The organism is Streptomyces sp. NPDC047028, from assembly GCF_040644095.1.
GTDB lineage: Bacteria > Actinomycetota > Actinomycetes > Streptomycetales > Streptomycetaceae > Streptomyces.
Genome location: NZ_JBEYVS010000127.1, coordinates 1 through 1,389 on the forward strand (window position 1 = coordinate 1; position 1,389 = coordinate 1,389).

At 56.1% G+C, this 1,389-nt stretch carries 1 rRNA gene; it reads right to left on the reverse strand.

What is annotated here, in order from left to right:
* Positions 1-1,389 (reverse strand): 23S ribosomal RNA (locus ABZ854_RS37235); the annotation flags it as partial.

The window sequence follows — 1,389 nt, forward strand, 5'->3', positions numbered from 1 at the left end:
GGACAAGCCCTCGGCCTATTAGTACCAGTCAACTCCACACCTTGCGGTGCTTCCATATCTGGCCTATCAACCCAGTCGTCTACTGGGAGCCTTACCCCATCAAGTGGGTGGGAGTCCTCATCTCGAAGCAGGCTTCCCGCTTAGATGCTTTCAGCGGTTATCCCTCCCGAACGTAGCCAACCAGCCATGCCCTTGGCAGAACAACTGGCACACCAGAGGTTCGTCCGTCCCGGTCCTCTCGTACTAGGGACAGCCCTTCTCAAGACTCCTACGCGCACAGCGGATAGGGACCGAACTGTCTCACGACGTTCTAAACCCAGCTCGCGTACCGCTTTAATGGGCGAACAGCCCAACCCTTGGGACCGACTCCAGCCCCAGGATGCGACGAGCCGACATCGAGGTGCCAAACCATCCCGTCGATATGGACTCTTGGGGAAGATCAGCCTGTTATCCCCGGGGTACCTTTTATCCGTTGAGCGACGGCGCTTCCACAAGCCACCGCCGGATCACTAGTCCCGACTTTCGTCCCTGCTCGACCCGTCGGTCTCACAGTCAAGCTCCCTTGTGCACTTACACTCAACACCTGATTGCCAACCAGGCTGAGGGAACCTTTGGGCGCCTCCGTTACTCTTTAGGAGGCAACCGCCCCAGTTAAACTACCCATCAGACACTGTCCCTGATCCGGATCACGGACCCAGGTTAGACATCCAGCACGACCAGACTGGTATTTCAACGACGACTCCACCCACACTGGCGTGTGGACTTCAAAGTCTCCCAGCTATCCTACACAAGCCGAACCGAACACCAATATCAAACTGTAGTAAAGGTCCCGGGGTCTTTCCGTCCTGCTGCGCGAAACGAGCATCTTTACTCGTAGTGCAATTTCACCGGGCCTATGGTTGAGACAGTCGAGAAGTCGTTACGCCATTCGTGCAGGTCGGAACTTACCCGACAAGGAATTTCGCTACCTTAGGATGGTTATAGTTACCACCGCCGTTTACTGGCGCTTAAGTTCTCAGCTTCGCCCAGACGAATCTGAGCTAACCGGTCCCCTTAACGTTCCAGCACCGGGCAGGCGTCAGTCCGTATACATCGCCTTACGGCTTCGCACGGACCTGTGTTTTTAGTAAACAGTCGCTTCTCGCTGGTCTCTGCGGCCACCCCCAGCTCACGGAGTAAATCCGGTCACCGAGTGTGGCCCCCCTTCTCCCGAAGTTACGGGGGCATTTTGCCGAGTTCCTTAACCATAGTTCACCCGAACGCCTCGGTATTCTCTACCTGACCACCTGAGTCGGTTTAGGGTACGGGCCGCCATGAAACTCGCTAGAGGCTTTTCTCGACAGCATAGGATCATCCACTTCACCACAATCGGCTCGGCATCAGGTCTCA